This window comes from Gillisia sp. Hel_I_29 (assembly GCF_000744275.1).
Lineage (GTDB): Bacteria > Bacteroidota > Bacteroidia > Flavobacteriales > Flavobacteriaceae > Gillisia.
In genome coordinates this window covers 242,593-260,918 of record NZ_JQLP01000005.1, presented here as the reverse complement: position 1 = coordinate 260,918, position 18,326 = coordinate 242,593, and the positions used below count along the sequence as shown (strand labels likewise).

The following is an 18,326-nucleotide window of genomic DNA, read 5'->3' as shown; positions in this document are numbered from 1 at the left end:
AAGTGTTAAAGATATTGGTATAAATTCAAGTTGCAAAAAAAGGTTGAGATAATTTTAAGATTGTCACTTATTAACGATTTAGCCCAATGAATTAAGGTATTTAACGTTATTTAAATATAGACCTAGCCTCCTCATAAACCCTTTCAAAATTAGCTTCCAAATCTGCATTAGAAAATTCTTTTGCACCCCGTGGAAGTTCTCTCTCAATCTTCTGCAACTTAAATTGAACTTTTTTATCCTTCCCATCCGCATAGGTAATAAATTCACCTTGCTTTAAACGAAAGAAAACATCAGCTCTTATTTTAGGGACTTCCTTCTCTCCCGTTGTTACGCGCGTATCAAAATCTAGGTTATAACCTCGACTTACACTTTTGGTCGGATCTTTAACTATCTCAAAGAATCGTTCGTAATATTTCGCGGTGTCCGGATCGTTGACCTTTCCAAAAAACTGATAAGAAAGATTGCTTAAAATGGCTTTACTTGCTTTGTCGCCATACATCATGTCGTTCTGAATCTTGTCCTGCATCACGTAAATCGTTGCGATGTCATAACTTCGCAATGTTGCGGGAATACGGTGCATGTTCAACAAACGAATGGTGGGCGCCTCTTCCATCAGTAGGAAAGATGGTTTGGAATCCCGAACACTCATTTGCTTTGTAATAGTGTGTATGATTGTTGCAATCACAGGCGAATAAGAAGTGTCAAATTTTGGATTGTTTACGATTGAAATCACGCATGGATTTTCAGGGTTATTTATATCTAGTGGCACCTCGTCTGCGGACAGCGCCATAAAAATACGCTGTGTACTTATTCGCTTCAGCGCATTGGCCAAGGTGCTTTTAACACCTGCGGTCTGCCGTTCAGAATCTTTCCCACTTATAAACGCATCTGCCATTGCTCGTGAGGTAGTATTGGTTTCCAAAAACTGTATAAGGCTGTCCGTATCAAGAAATTGGTAGATCGCTATTAAATGTGGTAACGTACAGAATTGGGGATAGGTTGTTTTCAGTTTCCAAATTAAACCGCCAATTAATCCCTCGGCGGCATCGTTGAAAAATTTTGTCGTTCCTGAAGTACCAGATTCTCGTTGCTCCAAAAGGTTTTCAATCAATACCCGTGAAACCTCGTTTACGCTTTCTTCGTTCTCCAAATACGTTGGCGCAATAGGATTTACCCTATGGATGATTTTATCAAAGGAAATAACCTTAAAAGGAATGTTTCCATCTTTAAAAAGTGGATACGCCATTTCAGTAAGTTCAAAATCTTTATAATCGTGGATTATTCCGCAAAATCTTTCTTTCCGGAAGTGTTTCAGAAATCCATAGACAACACTTTCAGTCTTTCCACTTCCAGCAGAGCCAATAACTGAAACACCCCTCCTGATATTTTCAATTTGAAAACTTTTGTTTGCGGTTTTGAATCGAACCTTATATTTCTCTGGAACTGTTTCTATCAACTTTCCATCAAAATAATATGCATATGCCACAGTATTCAAAAACATTAGTGGACATGCTAGATAGACCATTCCTCTTAATACAGAATTTATGGTATAGCTAAAAAGAAATATCATTAGCAAAATAGAAATATTGGTAATCAGGAGATAGTATTTGAAACTATAATAAAGAATACAGAGAATGAAATTTTTTGTTTTCATAATATTTAATTTTTAGTTAATTATCTCGTCAAATTCCTATGGAACTTGATTTAATAGCCACTTCGACACCTCGACGTAGCCTGTTAAAAATTTTCATTGCCAATTGTGCTTGCGTGACTGGAATACTTGACATCATCGGAATGCCAGCCTTACCCATTAATTTGAATGCTAATGCTTTTTCATTAGTGGGTAATTTCATCAGGGACGCGAAATAGACTTTGGGATTCTTAATAAAATCCTTTCTCGCCTTATAGGTTTCTGCAAAATTTCTTTGGTAGCCGAATGTTTTATCAAAACTTTTCTCAGCACTCTCAAAAAATTTATCACGGTCAAAACCACGTTTTACATTCTTACCATGCATTTCAACTTCGGATGCTTTATGCTTACTTCCTGGGGAAAGACTCACCGAATTTGAAGCATCCTTTCTACTAACGATGATATGTATATGACTCTGGTTTCCAACCTTTGGCATTCCCTGCACGATCCGTTTTCCATCTTGTTGATGAGGGGCTTCTTTTTCTAGTTTTGCAAGCTTACTTTGCATCTCCTTTATATTTCCAAATTTTCTACCTTCCTTGACATTTCGGATCTCCGTTTTGAGCTGAAGTATTTTCGTAGCATAGGGTTGATTTTCTCTTATCTGTATGTCAGTTCCTTTAAAGGTTCTTTGATGTTCAATTTTTGCATAGTATTTTATATCATCGATGTTAATTGGGCGTCCGTTAATTTCCCGGTTAAAGGAAGCAACATAATCCTTCATCAGCTCGCGCGTGTACTTTTTAAGATCTTCGCTGCTGTTCTGTAATCTGTTCAGTTCATATTTTGAAGGACTAACAGTAATCGAATAAAATTTCGGTTCCGTCTTTTTGAGTTTGGCACCATTTCCATCAATATCTTTTACCACTACTTCTGCTGAAATCTCATCGCCATATTGATTGAAAAAGTTTTCCATTTCTTCCTGTTCCAAACCTTGATTTTCTTTCTCCAGATATCCTACAAAATCCGCTGAACTTTGTGAGTAGGTGCCTCCTAATTTTTGAGGTGTAATTGTGATATACATAGCTCAAAAATTTAAAGTTCGTTGTTGTGATTTCGCTTCTCTTGAAAGCGTACTTCCTTCTTTTCCTCGATAAATTTCTTCTCCAAAATCAAAGGTTTTTTTGCTGGTGTTTCTGTCTGAAAAAGAGATTCTATCATCGCAACTGTCGGCTTGGTTTGGGTCTTTTCGACATCTCGCATTATGGCAATAACTGCATTGATTCTTTTAAGCAATTTGGCTTCGATGGTTCTTCCGGTCGGACCTAGTTTTTCCTTTGGCGAGATTTCGTTATAGAAGAAGAAATCGAGCATCGTGGACATTGCCTCGGTGTGTGATTTGAAGTGTGTACGTGAGAATTCCTGAAAACGTTTGGCTGTTTCCTTTTTAAATCTAATTCCGATAAATGAGTCCATAATTCGCCGATTTGTCGCAAATCTTTCCCTAAAAATGAAGGCATACAGGCCATTTGTCGCAAATTGCTGAAGGTCAAGAAATTATATATTTTTCAAGTGACTGATTATCAGTGTTTTGAAAACGAAAAGGAGTGCTTAACATCGCGTAGCGTGTTACCCTCTTGCTACTCCTTTTCGTCCCGCCAAGCGGGACAAAAATTTCGTACAATCTGGCTAAAAGCCAATTGCCATTTCAGGGAAATAAATTTCCGATATGTTATTTTTTTGATGGGTATGGTTATCGGCGAAAGTCAGAAAATGGATAACCGTACATAAAATTAAAAGCTGAATTTCAGCTATTTAAAGATACATATTTTTTTATTTAAATACGAATTCTACATTAATTGCCATAAAATATTTTGAATAATCAAAAAAGTTTTTAACTTTAATCTACAGGTCATTCCCTCCGACCTGAAATAAAGGGAAAAATCAGGTAACAGCGAATTTTCCCTTTTTTTACAAAATACGCATAGTGCGTTATTTGATGCTTACACTTGTATTACTGTTTTTCACGACTTGATTAAATGACAAACACCTCCGAAAGTTCAGAGGTGTTTTATTATTATTTTTAAAAAATTAGACGTTGAATATGAAGGTATACGAATATAGATTTCTCAATGCTTCTTCCTCTATTGTCGTTTCAAAACAGGTATAATTTTCCCTTACATATTTACGAATGCTATCGCCAAATTTTCGTTCCACGTCCTTCTTTGAATTTTCCAAAAGTCGGTTCTGAGCTTCCTCGTTCAGGTCTGTAAAATTTAGATATACCATAGCTTCAAATTTTAATATTCACTAGGTAACATCAGTGTATCATTTACAAAAAATAACCGTAATTCATCGAGCGGAAAATCAGTTACTCGATACCCGTGTTTTTCCAAAATAGTATCGTTGCCATCCGTATAAATAATTTCAGCTTCGTAACCTGTAAATTCTTGTTTTTCCTCGGACAATCTTTTAAAATCTATGGTAATAAATTCGCTTCGATCCATTAGACTTTTTGCAATTACGGAAGTGTCTGTAATAAGCCAAAAACATTCGGCAGCTTCCGCCAAATATTTTAGTCCGTTGGTGTATCGAGTTCTCAATAATGGGATTTGAAATATCGTTTCCGATCCGTGAAAATGTTGTAATCCTTCTTTTATATCGTTAACTTGTGCTTTCATTTTGTTTTTTGTTAAGGAGTTAATAATAAAAAGAGGGCGCATCTTTCGACGAAATGCCCTCTTTAATTTTAATGATTAGCTATCGCTTTTACTTCCAAGTAAAAGGATTTCATTTGCTTCTATTTCGGTAACGTATCTTTTTATACCATCGTTATCCTCATAGTTACGAGATTTAAGTTTACCTGTAACTCCTACCTCTTTACCCTTACCTACATATCTTTCGATAATTTCGGCTGTCTTTCCCCAAGCTACAACGGTGTGCCAATCTGTTGTCTGTGTTTTCTCTCCTTTGTCATTTTTATAAAATTCATTCGTGGCGAGTGAAAAACGGGCTACTTTCTTACCGCTTTCAAGGTTTGTAATGGTTGGTTCTTGTCCAACATTTCCGATTAACTGTACGTGATTTTTTAAAGTACTCATAATAAAATATTTAAAGATTAATTAAAATCTATCTGAACTATTCAGACAGTTTGCGTTTATATTTTTTTGAAGTGATTTACTTATTATATCTGGAGCGTTTTCCTTTTTTGTTTTTTTTGGTGCCGCTTTCTTTTTGCTGTTTTTGTAAGATTTCATAAGATTCATTTTAGATTTACTTTCCATAGCGCCCTCGCTGTTACCTTTTTTTGTTGCTGATACAGTTGAAATATTTGGAATTGATAAGGACTTATAAAGAGAGAAGCACAGCGTAGCGGTTTATGCAGTCCGTTCAACTTCCAAATGTTGGTATTTTGCTGTCAAAAAAAGGGTATAACAATGAGGGTGCGGATGTAGGTCTAAAGGTTTATGTGAAGTACAAAAACATAGGAAGCTGTACCAAATCTTTAAATGGAATTCAAATAAAGCGGACGCTATTCACGATTTCGGATTGGGAATGAAGCATCCCGTTCCAGCATAGCGGATCGGGTTAGTGGAATGGAAAGTAGAAATTGGGGATTGTGTCCAAGACCTGTGTAGGGAAGCTCTTTTCCCGGAATGTAGCTTTTCGCGAAATGAGGGGAATGTGCTGACCGGGTTTTGAAAATGGATTAATCTTGTTAAGTAGGATTTAAAGCGGACTTGACTTCAAAGATGGAGATGGAATGGAGTTTGTCCGCTTTCTGACTTTTTCGGGAATTAGCGGACAAGTGGAATGGAAATCGGAAGCTTTGAAGTTGTGTCCAAAACCTGGGTAGGGAAGCTCTTTTCCCGGAATGGAGCGTTTTGCGCAATGTAGGGGAATGGGCTGAACGGGTTATGAAAATTAAGTTATTAACAGATTAAAAAAAATAATTGAAATCCGGATGTTAAGGGTGTTAAATACAAAATATAAAGAATCGTAACTATAATATTATGGCTAACGGCCATTGTTCTTTTTATACGCTCTAAAGTAGTAAAATCTCAGACCGGTAATAAATAGAATTATAGGAACAAATCCAGAGATAAAGACCAAAATCCTTCCCAGCAAGCCTGCGATCTCTCCAAGATGAATCGGATACATTTGTGCTGCGATTTGTTCACTAATGGGGTCGCTGTCAAAGGAGGTCTCATTAATAACTTTATCATTTTGATCTACTTTTAATTCCTTGGTTTTTCTAAGACCGGGAACAATAAACCGATCTTTTATGTACCTAAATTGATATGCATCATTTGGATCTTTAGGGAAATAAATTGCTCGCAGTGAATATTGTTTGTCTGGATTCTTCAATAAGTCCTTTACATCTAAAGCACTTCCTATTTCAATCCTTTTTTTAAGTGTGTTGTTTGCGCTAATAGTATCTACCAACTTAAAACCCTCTTTATAATAGGTGTTATAAGTAAAATACCCACCAGAAAAGGCCATAATAAGTAAAGGCAAGAAAAAGAGGAAGCCAAGTGTTTTATGAACATCGTAGTTAAATCTTTTTCTATTTCGTTTCCATTTAATCTTAATCCCTTTATTAAAATTAAACTTGTACTTTTTCCACCATAAAAACATTCCAGATGTTAAGAGAAAAAGGAAAAACAAAAGCGCACTTCCACCTACAATGTATTTACCAATTTTAGGAATCCCAAGGGTGCGATGAATATTCAATAAATCCTCGAAAAATGATATGGAAGCTGATTTTTGGCCTAGAACCTTTCCATTTTCTGGATGATAATAAAGAGTTTGGCCATTATTATAAGCAATAGAAATAGTCTGCTGTTCTCGATAAGGAAGGAATATTTTAGCTACTGTATCCTTTTGATTTTCATATAGAGTCAAGGAAGTTTTTAGAAGTGCTTCTTCCGAAATGTTTTCTATAGAATCTACCTTCAATACATTTGGATTTAAAGCGGCTGTTATCTCTGGCTGCCATACATACATAGAACCGGTGAGACCAGATATGGAAGCTAAAATACCGCAAGACAATCCTAAATAAAGATGAAATTTCTTAACTATTTTTGAGAAAAGCATCAAGTAATAATTTTGTTTGTGAAGTTGGATTGCCTTTGTTTATGAATTGAAATTCATAAACAAAGGCAATCCAATATTTAAAAATTATAAGTTACACCAAGACGGGCATTAGCTCCTTCTCCTACTACACTAAAAGATCTTAATGGAGCAGCCCACTGCGATCTTGCGGGCAAATAATACTCGTTTAAAAGGTTGTTTATTCCTAAGGAAACATCAATATTGCTCTTTATCTGATAAGTAGCCGATAGATTAACTATCGTATACCCATTAACTGGAAACTCCGTATGTCTAAAAGCAAAATTACCTTCTGCATCCTGAAACGGATCAAACCTTTTTCGATCTCCCAAATTTAAAACCCTCAAGGAAGTACTTATCTTTTCAGTTGGGCTCCAAGTGACATAAGCTGTTAATTTGGGAGCAGAAATAACATCGCCACCAACATAACTTAAGTTATTTTTATCGTCTTTAGGGTTTTTAAGTCCTTCCACATAAGAATACGAAGCTCCCAAAATTAATTTATTGTTTGGAAAAGCATAGTCTACTGCTAGCTCCCCACCGAATATTTTTTGAGGTTGTTCTGACGGTATAAATGAATTTACCTCATCACTAAATACAACTCCGGTGCCTAAATTTGAGGTACTGTAGTATCCCACAGCCTCTAGACGAAGATTATTAAATTTCGAAATAAATCCGAATTCATAATTATTGGTAACCGCTGGTTCTAGTTGAATATTGTCTATACTTTCAGCTCTCGCAGATCTTAAAATAGAACCTAAATCGGCGATAGAAAATCCTTGAGAATAACTTATATATGGAATAAATTCATCGTGTTCAATATATCTTAGGCCTAAATTAAATGCAAGATTATCGAATGCAAGCTCCCCTCCTTCAACTGAAACCGAAGGATTAAAATTACCATCTCCCTTAGGCGAATACGGAAGAGTGTTATAATTGGCAATATCCATTTTCAAATCATCATAACGTATTCCTGCTTTAAACGCCCACTTTTTGTCCAATTTTAAAGTAGTCTGTAAATATGGTGCAACACTCATAAGTTCAATATTTGGCACCCACAATCTTCCATCTATCAAACCCTGATTAGTTTTATCCCTTAATAGATCCAGACCATATATAAATGAGATATCAGTACCATTAAATAAATTGATTCGAGTATTGAAATTAGGTCTTAAACCATATTTTTCTGAATTGATAACAGATTGTCCGCCATTTTCAAATTTATCAGAATAAAAGAAAATACTCTTGGCTTTCGAATAATACAGGTCGGTTTCAAAATCGGTAGTCCCTGAGAAAATTGAGTTCAAATTATATTTTAATCTCCCATTTATTAATTGGGAACCTGTAGGTTGCTCTTCTGGAATTGAACCTTCGATACCGAAGCCTGGCTGCAAGGCATAGTCTCCATCTTCATTAAATACCTGAACCTCTGCAAATACTGGGATAAAAGGGGAGTCTTGGAGCGATTTATAAAGATTTCCGTTTATAGTCAATTTTTGATTTTCAGAAAGCAAATACTCAAGCTTAGCATAGGTACTATAAATATTTGTATTATCAAGACCATACGTTGGAAGAAGAGGCACTCCTTCTGCATCATATTTATTTCCAGTTTGTTCTATACTTCCACTAACATAATAATTAAATTTATTAAGCTGGCCAGTAAAGGATTGATAAACACCGTATCCCAGCGCATTTTCTGAATTAGAAAGTTGGGAGGTTCCCCAAATTTCGGTCGTTCCGCTTATTTTCTCAATAGTAGTCGGGCTCTTAGTGATATAGTTAATAAAGCCTCCATTACCACCATTTCCGAATATCGAAGTTGCCCCTTTAATGACTTCAACCCTGTTTATATCATTAGGATTTATACTTTTAATTCCTAATAGTCCATTTCGTAATGGGGTAGATTGAGGAATTCCATCTACCATTACCAGTAAGGACCGGCCTCTTAAAGTTTGCCCCCAATTGGAGGAAGTTCCAGTGCTCACAGCAAGTCCTGGCACTGTATACGCTAAAATTTCATTAATATTGGATGTTAATTTGGTGAATTCTTTAAGTTTCGCAGAATTAACAACAGTGATGGAAGCAGGAATTTCAGAAAGATATTCTGGATTTCGGCTTGCTGAAATCACTACCTCGTCCAGATTACCGTAATCTTCCTTTAATGTGGTACTATAAGTTTCTAAATTATTGTTGGTAAATTCCATCTTTGCTTTGCTGGTTTGATACCCTAACATTCTCACTGTTACTGTCCAAGTTCCTTCAGGAATATCTTTTAAGGTATATAATCCGTCAAAATTTGTAGTAGTTCCTTTTTGTAATTCCTGTAGATAGATTGTGGCTCCAGCTAGAGGTATGTTCAATTCATTTTTGATTTCACCTTGTAAAGTAGATTGGGAAAATGCACATACACTAAGAAGCATCAAAGCTGATAAAGTAAAATATTTCATTATTCTTATTTAGATTTATTAAAAATAGTGACAAATATATATGCCTAATTTTAATTTGGCAAGGAAGTTTTTTCTTTTTTTATAACTTTTTTTAAAAGAATAAAAAGGGATTGCAGCCTCTGTATATATTTGAATAGAATAAATGAAAAGAAGATCTAAGTCTATGAAGTGTGCCCCAGCCCTATGTAGGGAAGCTCTTTTCCCGGAATGTAGCTTTTCGCGAAATACAGCGGCAATGTGCTGACCGGGTTTTGAAAATGGATTAATCGTGTTAAGTAGGAACTAAAGTGGACTTGACTTCAATCATGTAGATTGGAATGGAGTTTGACCGCTTCCCGCCTTTTCTCGGGAACAAGAGGACAAGTGGAATACAAATCGGAAGCTTTGGAGTTTTGCCCGAGACTTTTATAATGAAGCGCTTTTCCCGAAATGTAGCTTTTTCTGTGGAATGTAGGGGAATGGGCTGAATGTTGATTTGAACAATCAATATTGTTAAAGTCAAAGCACCATTATGACGACAGATTATCAATTTATAATTTGGAAATTATGGATTGTTAATTCCAAATCCATTAAAGTTTTCAACTGAATATTCGGAATTATGGGATTGTGTTGGATTTTTAAAATATCCTAGCTTCTGCTGTATTTCTTTTGCATTTTTTATAAATTCATCAGTGATTTCAGGAATGTAGTGATAGCAGATATCATACACACTTTCATCTTTACCGTTTGAACCAATACCTATTCCAATAATTGTTTCTACGGAGGGATTTAAATATCGTGCAACAATACATCTCAACTCTAACTCTTTCTCTTTTCCCTCCCAATTTTTTTGGGTTAGAGGCATAAATACATACATATGTTTAGCACCTGGCTGTGGAAGAAGCATTCTACCAATTGATTTCTTTTTAATGGCATTATCAAGGGCTAAACCTAGTTCAGTTCTGTGTATTCTGTCCTCTTGGTTTATTATTCGGATTGCATTTTCTAAATCTTGAATTTGCTGGCTATTTGTTGTTTTATTTATATGATATTCGTGTATTTGGGTTATCATATAATCCCAAATAAAACTCGGTATAATACGTTTTCTCCAATCACTATAATCTTCTGACTTAATATAACTTTCCCAAAGTCCACCTGAACCAGCTACTGCATCAACTGGATAATCAAATTCAAGCCCTGTTTGGATATAAAGGGCAAAAAAATCGGTTTCTTCTGGAAGTAACATATGATTCGAAGAAAGAAAACTTTCCTTTACTTCCAGGTATCTTGTAAAATCAGTTATTGTATCAAGTTCACTTATAATAGTTGCTGTTGACTTTTCGTCAAATACGTGTATAAAACCCCTCTTATTTATTCCCATTGGTAACGGAAAATCATAATCACTTCCAAAGGCAATTGCAATTCTATAAATGGTTTGCAATTTTTTATCTGGTAGCTTAACCTTTGTAATACGGTTTTTTAATTTTATTTCTTTAATATTTTTCAAAAACCTTTCTGCTCCATAAAGCTGTTGAATTGAATCGTCCACAGCCTTTTTAATCCACCTTGTATTCTGAACACTTTTATCTTTATGATTTGATACTTGGATATCTTTAACAGATATCAAAATGATTGTGTTACCGCATACAACAAGAACATCACATAACTCTTTGTCTTTCTTGCCCAACGGATTTGGAAAACTCCAAAATGGTAAAAAAGACTTCTTACATAAATTCGCTACGTATTTTTCTGAAGGTGTCATTATATCTTAATTAATCCTGTTCCTTAAGTTTTTTGTTTAGTTAGGTGTGGTATGTTTTAGGAAGGCTTACAATACTATGATCTGATTAGCCTCCTTTTTTTTATACTTATAATAATTCCACTGCCTTGTACCAATAATAAAAGATGGTTTTATCTGGTTGTCGTTTTAATTTGTTCAAGAATAACCAATCCTTTTTTTCTATAGTAAGTGTAGATATATCCTGTCCTTCATAATATTCAATTTCAGTAATTTCGGGCTGTAATAAAAGTGCATTCAAATAAGCTACTCTCGCCGAAGCTGCAAGGGCTTCTTCTATCCTGAAATTTCCTGTCATAAGAAAAGCACTTCCAAAGCTGTGTATACCACGGTTTAATTCCTCAAACCTCTTTTTTGTTTCCTTGGTTGGATTACGTTCCCTTTTTGCGATGATGGCACAGGTGTTTATGCTATCCCAAAGCACATCTGTTTCTTTGAGGTTTCTTTTGCTGAAATCTTTATCGGAACTCCGATAGGATAGTTCTGCTTTTGAGAAAGCGGAAAAACTTGCTTTAACGATAGACATATCCGTAATGTTTTCAAACAACTTCCCTAAATCGAACAATTGCTTACAGATTTCCATTGTAAATAACTGGTCGCCCTTATAATAAGGAATACCGATGGTTTCTGGTGCAAAAGCAGTAAGCTTATCGCCACAGATGGAATTTACCGAAGGTGTGGCAATTGATATTATAGGTTTAGCAATCGATAGCCACGAAATCTCAACCGAAGATTCTATAAGTTCTGGGTAATGTGGACTGTCAAAAAGAACATCCAAAAGAATAGTTCCTGGAACATTCGGGTTGTAATCTGAATCAAATTCAAAAGTATAATGTGCCTTTGGAACGCCTTCTTTGTAGCTTCGACGTTTATTCAAAGTGTGGCTTTTAAAATGTGAGTTGGCAACAACCGCATCAAGAATTTTTTCCAATGGGTCACGCTCTACACTCGAAATAATATCGATATCTATTGAAAACCGATTGCCTTCTTCAAGTAAAAGCACGAGTGATGTGCCGCCTTTAAAGACAAAATCAAGCCCTTCTATCTTTAGATGTTCTAATAAAGAAAATGCGTGAACCATTTTTTCTAGAATGGTTACGTTAATGCCTTTATGTTCTTTTTTTGACCGGAAAATATCCAACCATTCCTTTGTGAAGCTTTTGTTTTCAATCATTGATTATATTCTCTAAAATATTCGGTATGTGGTTATTGATAAACTGCTTGATTTCCTGTTCCCTTTTACGCCTTTTCGCATAACTAAAGAGCTTCGTAAAATTAATGCTGTACCTATCAAGTATCTTTTCATAGATATTTATGAGTTCAGAGCCTTGATAAAAATGAAATAGGTTTTCGTCCGCAAACAAATCCACCATTATTTTTTCAAGTGTTGCAACGGGCACTACATTTTTTTTGTCTTTCAGCTTACTTATTGGTGCTCTTGTAACAAGATGTTTTACAACTATTGGAACAGAACTTTCAGAAATGTAAAACTCAATTTCCTTTTCATCTGGATTCAAGAAAAAATCCATTTTCAAGGAATCATTTAGATAATAGTAAAGTGATTCTGTAAATTCCTTTTCCACTTCCACTACAATCATTTGATTGGATACTTGATGCTGTGTAAATTCATTGAGCCATTGGTTTTCCCATATAGCATAATGGATTTGCTCGAAACGTTCATTGGTCTTACGTACTATTTTTAGAACGTTATCGGACAATACTGGCTTATACTTGGGTTTATATGATATAACATACAATCCACGTCCAATAGTTTTGATGATGTCCTTTTTCTTCAGGTCATAAATTCGCCAACTAAAGGTGCTTTCCTTCAAATCTGGTTCAAAGTCCAGATAGAACTGAAATAGTTCGTCCCTATCAAAAGAACCACGTTCCTTAAATGCTTCTATAAGCTTATTTTCTACAATCTTTGGCATAATCTCTATATCAAAACTTTACCAAAAATACAAAAAAGTGGCGAATATTTGAAAACTAATTATTACCACTATATGAATAAAGTGGTAAATATTTGAAATTATTAATACTATCTTTGAAAAAAACAATAACTAAAACCATCGATAGAAATGTTGTTTAAAGCAGACTAAACAATAAAAGTGTTGATTAGGAATGAAGCGTTGCTGCTTTTTTCGCGGCAGGATAAACGTAATGGAAATGGAAGCTTTGGAGTTTTGCCCAAGACTTTTGTAATGAAGCTCTTTTCCCACAATGTAGCTTTTTCTGCGGAATGTAGAGGAATGGGCTGAGTGGAATCGAATGGGAAAAATATTCATATCAAAAAGGATGAAAAGATTAAGAATATTTAAATTGGTGATCTATTAAGATTTTTATGTCCGAAAAAAAGAAACAACATTATGTTCCAAAATTTTATTTGAAATTTTTCAGTATTAAGCATAATCAAAAACACATAAAATTATGTTTAAAAAAATCCGGTGAAATTATTCATCAAGCAGATTTAGCGAGCCAAGCACAAGAATCATATTTTTATGGTAAGGATTTAGAAAGAGAAAAATGGTTTGGAACCATTGAGGATACCACCTCTATTATTCTAAAGGAAGTAGTTAAAACAAAAACTTTACCTAAAAATAACTCCGATGACTACTATTGGATTTGGCTATTTATTTTACTTCAAGCCTATCGCACGCGAGCACATGCAGATGAGTTCAATGATATAATTGATAAAACAATGAAAACTGCAATGAAATTTGAATCTCAATTCAAAGATTTTGAATATGACAAATATTTCTTTGCTTACGATGATGCAATTGAAAAAACAATGGACATTTTACTTAAGAGCCTGCCAATGATGAGAGATATGCAAATAAAGCTACTTCTTAATAAAACTACTGAAGAAATTATAACCAGTGACAACCCGGTTTCCAAATACAATCAATTCTTAGAATCCCGAAAATTTCCTTTTGGACACAATGGTATGGCAAGCAAAGGTTTACAGATTCTATATCCATTAGCTCCAGATTTGATGCTATTAATGTACGACCCCAAAATATATAAAGTGGGAAATAGAAAACAATTCAGTCAGATTGTAATAAATGAAAAAGATGTTGGAGTTTTAAATCTTTTAACCTGTTTATATGCAAATAAAGTTTTGTATTCCACAAACAATGTAACTGACTTTCATTTTGAACAATTGCTGGAAAATTCCACCAAATTCAAAAATCAAAAGAAACTGGAATTGAAATATTATGATCCCGTTACAAACTATGATGAAACTAAATCGGTCATAGTTCAACATCATAAAACACCTTATATGCTGAACCTTAACTTATCTTTTGTTAAACAAACTCAGCATGCTAAATCTTATAAGTTGTCAGGCTATTATTCAGAAATTAGGGATGAAAGCTATCGCAATAAAAGATAAATTATTCCCGCTTCGTGGTCATTATGGGCATCTTCTTTTAAGTTAGCGGGAAAGTTTACCCAATTTAATAATTCGACCGAGTTTTCAAAACCTGTGAGATTTAGAGAAATTATTTCTGCTCGTTCAAGTCCCAGTTATAATTTTGATATTGCAGGGTAGCATTAGCGTTAATCTTCGTGTCTGCATAATTATTGATAAAACCAATGACATCTTTTTTATCATTAACGGTATAGTCCTTTTCATACCATTTGAAAATCATTGATACTTTTGGGTTGGTAGCTGAAATCTCATTAAATTTTTCATTATTAATGAAATCCCTTGTTACACGCTCTAACTGCTCATTTATTTTACCAGCAGTGTAGGCCTCGTTTAATAATGGTGGACAAGAAATAGATGCGCAGGCAATAGCAAAATGGATTCGAGGCTCGTTCATTTTACGAAGCACACCATTCTCAATAGTCGCCAAGGTTATTTCCCGACCATCAATTGGCACGTAAGGTTTTGTCCAGGGTCCATCAATATCCTTGATGCTATTCACGGGATAGTTTTCTACAATTAGTTTTACCGTGTAAGCATTATAAGAGTTGATGTAGTAGGCAAGCAATTCCTGTATAGACCAATCGTCCCTTGGTTCTTGTGTGGCAAGAATTCTCAGATAATCTTCCAAAGTCTCAAAATCTTTCTTGAAACCTTTGTAATCAACAAGACCTTCATTGCTAACGTACTTCCTTAACAAATTATCCCAAATCGTATGGTCAACATTCACAGAAGAGTTTGCGGTTGTAGAGACTAATTTGCCTTCAATCCTCTTTATTGGTTGCCCTTGGCTTAAGATTCCTGCCGCACCTAAAAGTGAGCAGCTCTGAATACTTCCTACAATAAACAGTAGAACAATAGTTTTAAAAATAATTTTCATTTTTCTGTTTTTATTATTATCTAATTTCAAATTCGTATTATATTCTTTTATACCCATTTCATTTTCTGCAACCGTACAGCATTTAGTATCGCCAACAAAGCAACCCCAACATCAGCAAAAACAGCTCCCCACATAGTTGCCATTCCTACTGTACCTAAAATTAACACTAGGGCCTTCACTCCAAAAGCAAGACCTATGTTCTGCCAAACCACATTTCTGGTTGATCGCCCTATTCGTATACCTGTTAATATCCTTGAAAGCTGGTCAGTTTGTATTACTATATCTGCCGTTTCAATAGCAACATCGCTACCTAAGCCTCCCATAGCAATGCCAACATCACTCACAGCTAAAACCGGGGCATCGTTTATTCCATCCCCTACAAAGGCAACTTTTCTGCCCAATTGTTTTTTTAGTTCTTCAACTTCATTCAGTTTGTCCTCTGGCATCAACTCACCTTTAGCTTCAGAGATCCCAAGATCTTGTGCAACTTTCTGAGTAATAGTGTCTTTATCCCCAGACAGCATCACGATCTTATTTATCCCGAATTTCTTTAATTCCAGAATAGTTTTATTTGCATCTTCCTTTAATTCATCTGCAACAGTTACAAAACCAGCATATAACCCATCGATTGCAACTAATAATACTGTGTCTACGATAGAATGGATGGAAGCTGGAAACTCCACTTTATATTTATCTAATAAACCAGCATTCCCTACAAGCACTTTTTTATTATTCACTACCCCCGTTAATCCCATACCGGAAATCTCCTTAATTTCTTTTGTTGAAAAATTTTGGGTCGCTGAAATTCCTTCCGCAATCGCTCGAGCTATAGGATGTGTCGATTTCTTCTCTAGTGCAACTAGATAATTCAGAAATTCTTCTTTTTCTGTCCCATTTGTTTCAATCTCTTGTACTTTAAAAACCCCTTTGGTAACCGTTCCAGTTTTATCCATCACCAGGGTATTGATCTTAGTGATTTCATCTAGGTAAGAAGCTCCTTTGAATAAGATCCCTTTTTTTGAGGCTGCTCCCAATCCGCCAAAATATCCTAGGGGTACAGAGATCACAAGGGCACAAGGGCAAGAAATTACAAGAAAAATAAGTGCTCTATACAGCCATTCTGAAAAAACATAATTATCTATTATAAAATAGGGAATAAATGTTAGCAAAGTTGCCGAGATCACCACAAAAGGAGTGTACACCTTAGCAAATTTTCTAATGAACAGTTCTGTTTTAGCTTTTCTGGAACTCGCATTTTGAACCAACTCAATGATTCTGGCAACAGAACTTTCATTAAATATTTTTGTGGTTTCAGCTTCAATTACTCCATTTAAATTTATAGATCCACTTAAAACGGTTTCTCCTTTTTTAACAATTAAAGGTTTACTTTCTCCGGTAAGTGCCGAGGTATTCAATTCAGCTTTTCCTGATATTAATTTTCCATCCAATGGGATTCTTTCACCTGTTTTAATTTGAATTAATTCTCCTACTTTAACATCTTCTGGATGTACTTGTAAATATGCTCCATCTCGCCATACAGACGCAATGTCTGGCCGAACGTCTAAGAGTGCTTTAATATTAGATTTTGCGCTTTTTACCGCAGACTCTTGAAACAATTCGCCAACTGCATAAAATAACATTACTGCAACCCCTTCCGGATATTCTCCAATGGCAAAAGCTCCAATAGCAGCGATGGACATTAGGAAAAATTCTGTGAAAAAACTTCCTTTAAGAATGTTTTTTATCGCAAGCATCAATACAGGGTATCCTACAGGGAGATAGGCTAAAGAATACCAACCAATTCTATACCATCCTCTAAAGAAACTGGTTTTCAGAAAATTATCGATTATTAACCCTATAGTTAGCATTAGAAAGCTGAATAGGGCAGGAAGATAAATGCTGAATTTTGATTTTTCAGAAGTGGATTCACAGGATCCGCAACAACCTTGGGTTGTATCTTCTAAAACAATCTTTTTATTTGACATGTAGGCTGTGTTTAAGTTTATTCTTTACAAAAATACAGCTCATAGCACTGCAATTGTAGTGCATTAAAACCTGTTACACTTTTCGCAAATGCCTTTTACTACCAAATTAACATCCTCAGCTAAATATCCTTCTGGTAAATTTATTTGTGGTATTTTATGATTGGTCAAACACACTGTTTCCCCACAATTATTACAATGAAAATGAAGGTGAAGATCTGTATCTACATCGCACCGGCAATTTTCTTCACAAAGTGCATATTTTGTAACTCCTGATCCATCATCAATTTTATGAACCACTCCATGTTCCTCAAAAGTTTTTAGAGTTCTATAAAGAGTCGTTCTTTCAGATCTATTAAAAGCTTGCTCAATATCTGTAAGGCTGGTCGCTACTTGTTGCCCATCCAGAAATTTAAAAGTAAGTATCCGCATGGCCGTTGGCCTTATGTATTTAGTTTCTAGAAAATCTTCAATATTTTGTGTCATCTCATTACTTTTTAATGTACGTGCGCCTTCTCCATCAATTTTATTTTTAGTGATTGCTATGTCACAGTGCTAAAATCAATTTTGTCTTTTGGATCTCCAATTTGAATAATTTCTGCCTCAGAAGTTCCCGTAATTACTCATAAAAATATAGTTTTTTACAATGCATATTAACCACTTCCTCTTCTATAGCCTCACGGTATAAAGTATGTTCAACAAAGCCACACCTAAATCTGCAAAGATTACATATCCAACAAATTTATCTTCAATAGAAACCATAACAATTAACTCGGCAATGTTGTCGGTTTCAGATAGAACTTCAATGTTGTTAAAATTTAAAAATACTTTATTCTTTAAATGGAAACATCTTACTTAATAATTTGTAAAAAAATCAATTACCTTAATTACCCATTCCTCCCATTTCTTTTTGTAAACAAATGCCATTTTTCCTTAATCACAAATATAAGAAGCATTTACTTTAAGATTTGCTTAAAATCATAACCATGAATATCAAGCATTTTAAAATATATGTCTACTTTTTATCTTTCTTAGTGATTTTTTTGCGAGAACGCTCTCATTCTTAGT

At 34.8% G+C, this 18,326-nt stretch carries 16 protein-coding genes; 1 reads left to right on the top strand and 15 read right to left on the bottom strand.

Features of this window, described 5'->3' with window-relative positions; genetic code table 11:
* Positions 1–106: 106 nt before the first annotated feature.
* From P163_RS06225 to P163_RS06170, 12 genes are all read right to left on the bottom strand, one after another.
* Entirely contained in the window at positions 107–1,570 is a 1,464-nt protein-coding gene (locus tag P163_RS06225) for a type IV secretory system conjugative DNA transfer family protein (RefSeq protein WP_231556222.1), read from the bottom strand.
* Positions 1,571–1,682: 112 nt separating this feature from the next.
* Positions 1,683–2,714: a MobB family relaxase gene (gene mobB, locus P163_RS06220; RefSeq protein ID WP_034888748.1), complete on the bottom strand. Its 1,032-nt coding sequence runs from the start codon at positions 2,712–2,714 to the stop codon at positions 1,683–1,685.
* Between the two features lie 11 nt (positions 2,715–2,725).
* Positions 2,726–3,106 (bottom strand): BfmA/BtgA family mobilization protein, encoded by a 381-nt coding sequence (locus P163_RS06215; RefSeq protein ID WP_034888746.1) that lies wholly within the window; start codon positions 3,104–3,106, stop codon positions 2,726–2,728.
* Between the two features lie 615 nt (positions 3,107–3,721).
* Entirely contained in the window at positions 3,722–3,919 is a 198-nt protein-coding gene (locus tag P163_RS18095; RefSeq protein ID WP_081891304.1) for a hypothetical protein, read from the bottom strand.
* An 11-nt stretch (positions 3,920–3,930) separates the two neighbouring features.
* Positions 3,931–4,311, bottom strand: coding sequence for a DUF6876 family protein (locus tag P163_RS06210; protein WP_034888744.1), 381 nt, complete (start codon positions 4,309–4,311; stop codon positions 3,931–3,933).
* 75 nt (positions 4,312–4,386) lie between these two features.
* Positions 4,387–4,731 carry a single-stranded DNA-binding protein gene (locus P163_RS06205; RefSeq protein ID WP_034888742.1) on the bottom strand — a complete coding sequence of 115 codons (345 nt, stop codon included), beginning with the start codon at positions 4,729–4,731 and terminating at the stop codon, positions 4,387–4,389.
* A 21-nt stretch (positions 4,732–4,752) separates the two neighbouring features.
* Positions 4,753–4,887, bottom strand: a complete 135-nt coding sequence (locus P163_RS18710; protein ID WP_262489652.1) for a hypothetical protein — start codon at positions 4,885–4,887, stop codon at positions 4,753–4,755.
* A 760-nt stretch (positions 4,888–5,647) separates the two neighbouring features.
* On the bottom strand, positions 5,648–6,727 hold the full coding sequence (locus P163_RS06195) for a PepSY-associated TM helix domain-containing protein (RefSeq protein ID WP_034888738.1): 1,080 nt from the start codon (positions 6,725–6,727) through the stop codon (positions 5,648–5,650).
* Positions 6,728–6,804: 77 nt separating this feature from the next.
* Complete coding sequence (locus tag P163_RS06190; protein ID WP_034888736.1) at positions 6,805–9,189, bottom strand: TonB-dependent receptor; 2,385 nt, start codon at positions 9,187–9,189, stop codon at positions 6,805–6,807.
* 544 nt (positions 9,190–9,733) lie between these two features.
* Entirely contained in the window at positions 9,734–10,930 is a 1,197-nt protein-coding gene (locus tag P163_RS18455; RefSeq protein WP_197055428.1) for a hypothetical protein, read from the bottom strand.
* Between the two features lie 106 nt (positions 10,931–11,036).
* Entirely contained in the window at positions 11,037–12,140 is a 1,104-nt protein-coding gene (locus P163_RS06175; RefSeq protein ID WP_034888734.1) for a nucleotidyl transferase AbiEii/AbiGii toxin family protein, read from the bottom strand.
* A complete protein-coding gene (locus P163_RS06170; protein WP_034888732.1) occupies positions 12,133–12,900 on the bottom strand; it encodes a DUF6577 family protein in 768 nt (255 codons plus the stop codon). Before P163_RS06170 ends, P163_RS06175 begins: the two co-directional genes overlap by 8 nt.
* 410 nt (positions 12,901–13,310) lie before the next feature.
* On the opposite strand from P163_RS06170, the gene P163_RS06165 reads away from it, so the two are divergent.
* Entirely contained in the window at positions 13,311–14,360 is a 1,050-nt protein-coding gene (locus tag P163_RS06165; protein WP_034888731.1) for a DUF4238 domain-containing protein, read from the top strand.
* A 109-nt stretch (positions 14,361–14,469) separates the two neighbouring features.
* On the opposite strand, the gene P163_RS06160 is transcribed toward P163_RS06165, so the two are convergent.
* The 3 genes from P163_RS06160 to P163_RS06150 form a co-directional block, all read right to left on the bottom strand.
* A complete protein-coding gene (locus P163_RS06160) occupies positions 14,470–15,276 on the bottom strand; it encodes a DUF547 domain-containing protein (RefSeq protein WP_034893991.1) in 807 nt (268 codons plus the stop codon).
* Positions 15,277–15,323: 47 nt separating this feature from the next.
* Positions 15,324–17,261, bottom strand: a complete 1,938-nt coding sequence (locus P163_RS06155; RefSeq protein ID WP_034888730.1) for a heavy metal translocating P-type ATPase — start codon at positions 17,259–17,261, stop codon at positions 15,324–15,326.
* 63 nt (positions 17,262–17,324) lie between these two features.
* Positions 17,325–17,744: a Fur family transcriptional regulator gene (locus tag P163_RS06150; protein ID WP_034888728.1), complete on the bottom strand. Its 420-nt coding sequence runs from the start codon at positions 17,742–17,744 to the stop codon at positions 17,325–17,327.
* Positions 17,745–18,326 lie beyond the last annotated feature (582 nt).

Bases quoted from the DNA above. Each gene is read 5' to 3' on its own strand.
- mobB (WP_034888748.1), bottom strand. From the start codon at position 2,714: ATGTATATCACAATTACACCTCAAAAATTAGGAGGCACCTACTCACAA.
- P163_RS06195 (WP_034888738.1), bottom strand. From the start codon at position 6,727: ATGCTTTTCTCAAAAATAGTTAAGAAATTTCATCTTTATTTAGGATTG.
- P163_RS18455 (WP_197055428.1), bottom strand. From the start codon at position 10,930: ATGACACCTTCAGAAAAATACGTAGCGAATTTATGTAAGAAGTCTTTT.
- P163_RS06155 (WP_034888730.1), bottom strand. From the start codon at position 17,261: ATGTCAAATAAAAAGATTGTTTTAGAAGATACAACCCAAGGTTGTTGC.
- P163_RS18710 (WP_262489652.1), bottom strand. From the start codon at position 4,887: ATGAAATCTTACAAAAACAGCAAAAAGAAAGCGGCACCAAAAAAAACA.
- P163_RS06205 (WP_034888742.1), bottom strand. From the start codon at position 4,731: ATGAGTACTTTAAAAAATCACGTACAGTTAATCGGAAATGTTGGACAA.
- P163_RS06150 (WP_034888728.1), bottom strand. From the start codon at position 17,744: ATGACACAAAATATTGAAGATTTTCTAGAAACTAAATACATAAGGCCA.
- P163_RS06210 (WP_034888744.1), bottom strand. From the start codon at position 4,311: ATGAAAGCACAAGTTAACGATATAAAAGAAGGATTACAACATTTTCAC.
- P163_RS06170 (WP_034888732.1), bottom strand. From the start codon at position 12,900: ATGCCAAAGATTGTAGAAAATAAGCTTATAGAAGCATTTAAGGAACGT.
- P163_RS06160 (WP_034893991.1), bottom strand. From the start codon at position 15,276: ATGAAAATTATTTTTAAAACTATTGTTCTACTGTTTATTGTAGGAAGT.
- P163_RS06190 (WP_034888736.1), bottom strand. From the start codon at position 9,189: ATGAAATATTTTACTTTATCAGCTTTGATGCTTCTTAGTGTATGTGCA.
- P163_RS18095 (WP_081891304.1), bottom strand. From the start codon at position 3,919: ATGGTATATCTAAATTTTACAGACCTGAACGAGGAAGCTCAGAACCGA.
- P163_RS06175 (WP_034888734.1), bottom strand. From the start codon at position 12,140: ATGATTGAAAACAAAAGCTTCACAAAGGAATGGTTGGATATTTTCCGG.
- P163_RS06225 (WP_231556222.1), bottom strand. From the start codon at position 1,570: ATGATATTTCTTTTTAGCTATACCATAAATTCTGTATTAAGAGGAATG.
- P163_RS06165 (WP_034888731.1), top strand. From the start codon at position 13,311: ATGTCCGAAAAAAAGAAACAACATTATGTTCCAAAATTTTATTTGAAA.
- P163_RS06215 (WP_034888746.1), bottom strand. From the start codon at position 3,106: ATGGACTCATTTATCGGAATTAGATTTAAAAAGGAAACAGCCAAACGT.